This is a genomic window from Streptomyces sp. NPDC043176 (genome assembly GCF_056436715.1).
In genome coordinates, this window is record NZ_JBWKCA010000058.1 from 1 (window position 1) to 2,921 (window position 2,921).

General features: G+C 69.6%; 2 protein-coding genes. Both read right to left on the bottom strand.

Translation table 11 applies throughout. The features are described from left to right. The coding region (locus AC067A_RS37340) for a type I polyketide synthase (protein ID WP_479248144.1) at positions 1–1,755 on the bottom strand (1,755 nt) is incomplete at its 3' end. An 88-nt stretch (positions 1,756–1,843) separates the two neighbouring features. Continuing rightward, positions 1,844–2,921: beta-ketoacyl reductase (locus AC067A_RS37345; RefSeq protein WP_479248143.1), on the bottom strand; the 1,078-nt coding region annotated here is incomplete at its 5' end.

Genomic DNA, 2,921 nt, shown 5'->3' on the forward strand with positions numbered 1-2,921 from the left:
CACCGACGAACCCAGCAGATCCGCCCCCATCCCCACCCACTGCGCACCCTGACCAGGAAAGACAAACGCCGTCCGGCCCTTCACCGCTCCACCGAACGCGGTCACGACGCCCGGCGCCCATTCGTCGCGGGCCAGGGCCTCCAGACCGCTTACCGCCTCATCGCGGTCAGTGGCGACGACCACGGCACGGTCGGTCAAGGTGCCACGGGTCGTCACCAAAGACCGCGCGACAGAGGCGAGTTCGCCCTCACCGCGCTCCGACAGGAACCCGGCCAACCGGGCGGCCTGACCCGCCAGAGCAGCCTGACCACGCCCCGACACCAGCAACGGAACATACGGCCCGGCGAGCACCCCCGGCTCGGGGGACTGTTCCAGGTCCTGCTCCGCCAGTGGCGCCTGCTCCAGGATGACGTGCGCGTTCGTGCCACTGACACCGAAACCGGACACGGCCGCACGACGGGGATGTCCCGTCTCGGGCCACTGCCGGGCCTCGGTGAGCAGTTCCACCGCACCCGCCGACCAGTCCACCTGAGGAGTGGGCTCGTCCACGTGCAGTGTGCGCGGCAGGACACCGCGGCGCATCGCCTGCACCATCTTGATCACACCCGCCACACCCGCAGCCGCCTGCGTGTGACCGATGTTCGACTTCAACGACCCAAGCCACAACGGCCGGTCCGCGTCACGGCCCTGACCATAGGTCGCGATGACCGCCTGGGCCTCGATCGGATCACCCAGCACCGTCCCGGTGCCGTGCGCCTCCACCACGTCGACCTCGGTGGCGGACAGGCCCGCGTTCGCCAGCGCACGCCGGATCACCCGCTGCTGCGAGGGACCGTTCGGCGCGGTCAGCCCATTCGACGCACCATCCTGATTCACCGCCGAACCCCGCACCACCGCCAGCACCCGGTGCCCGTTGCGAACCGCGTCCGACAACCGCTCCAGGAGCAGCACACCCGCGCCCTCTCCGAGTCCGGTGCCGTCGGCGGAGGCCGCGAACGACTTGCACCGGCCGTCGGCAGCAAGACCACGCTGCTGCGAGGAGTCCACGATCGTGCGGTGCCCGGACATGACGGTCACCCCGCCGGCCAGCGCCAACGAGCAGTCTCCGGAGCGCAGCGACTGCGCCGCCAGGTGCAGGGCCACCAGGGAGGAGGAGCAGGCGGTGTCCAGAGTCACCGCCGGGCCCTCAAGGCCCAGCACGTACGACACCCGACCTGAGACCACGCTTCCCAGGGAGCCCACCATCAGGTAGGCCTCGGCTCCGTCGGGAACCGCCTGGTCGTCCGACCGGTAGCCGCCACCTCCCGTGCCGGTGAAGACCCCGACCTCCTTGCCGCGCAGGGTGGCCGGATCGATCCCGGCCCGCTCCAGCGCCTCCCAGGAGATCTCCAGCATCAGCCGCTGCTCCGGGTCCATCGCCAGCGCCTCACTCGGCGAAACCCCGAAGAACCTGGCGTCGAACCCGGCTACGTCGTCTAGGAAGCCGCCCTCCCGCGTGTAGCTCGTACCCGCGTGATCCGGATCCGGGTGATACAGGTTCTCCAGATCCCAGCCACGGTCCTCCGGGAAGCCCGAGATCGCGTCGGTCTCCTCGGCCACCAGACGCCACAGCTCCTCCGGAGACGAGACACCACCCGGCAGGCGGCAGCCCATCCCCACGATCGCGATCGGCTCCGAGCTCGCGCTCTCCAGCTCACGTACCCGGTTCTGGGAACGGCGGGCGTCCGCCAGAACACGCTTCAGGTAGTCGCGCAGCTGTTGCTCGTTCGTCATGAGTGGTGCCTTTCCTGGAAAAAACCTGCCGGGCCGTCCGGGCCGTCCGGGGCGGAATGGTGGAGTCGGCTCACGCCGTCCCGAACTCGCTGTCGATGAGCTTGAACATCTCCTCATCGGTGGCGGAGTCGAGATCGAACTCTTCGTGCTCGACGCCCGACCCGGACTCGTTCTGCCCTTGGGCGAGCAGTGACTGGAGCCGGGCCACGACCTGGTGGTGCAGCGGGTCATCGGGAGCGAGCGACGCGAAGGACGCTTCCAGGCTGTCGAGTTCCGCCAGCAGCGCGTGGCCCTGCTTGGTGTCCTGGCTGAGCTCCGCCGCCAAGTAGTGCGCCAGGGTCACCGGCGTGGGGTGGTCGAAGATCAACGTCACCGGCAGGCGCAGTCCGGTCAGGCCGGACAGGCTGTTGCGCAGTTCGACCGCGGTGAGGGAATCGAAGCCGATCTCGTTCAGGGCCCGTTCCGGCTCCAGCTGATCCGGCGAGGCGAAGCCGAGCACGGCCGCCGCCGCCTGCTGCACCGTCTCCAGCAGAATCCGCTCCCGCTCGTCCGGGGAGACTCCGGCCAGTCGCTGGAGCAGACCGTCCGCGTTGGCCGCGCCACTCTGCGCGGAACGCCTGCCGGCCGGAACCAACGCCCGCAGCAGCGCCGGCAGCGTACCCATCCCGGCCTGATTCCGCAGCTCGGCGAAGTCCAGCTTCACCAGGGCAAGGGCTGCTGTCGGCGACTGAAGCGCCGCGTCGAACAGCCCCATGCCCTCCTCCATCGACGGCCCCACCAGTCCGACCCGAGCCAGCCGCTTCTGATCGGCATCGGAGAGGTTGCCCGTCATTTGCGACCACAGGCCCCAGGCGAGTGAGGAGGCGGCGAGACCAGCCGCCCGGCGACGCTGCGCCAACGCGTCCAAAAAGGCGTTCGCCGCCGCGTAGTTACCCTGTCCCGGCGCCTGGAACGTACCCGCCGCGGAGGAATAGAGCACGAAGGCGGACAGGTCCAGGTCCCGGGTCAACTCGTCCAGGACCAGCGCGGCATCGACCTTGGGACGGAACACCTTCTCCAGCCGCTCGGAGCTCAGCGCGGTGACGACACCGTCGTCGATGACACCCGCGGTGTGCACCACCGCGGTCAGCGGAGCGTGCGCGGGAACC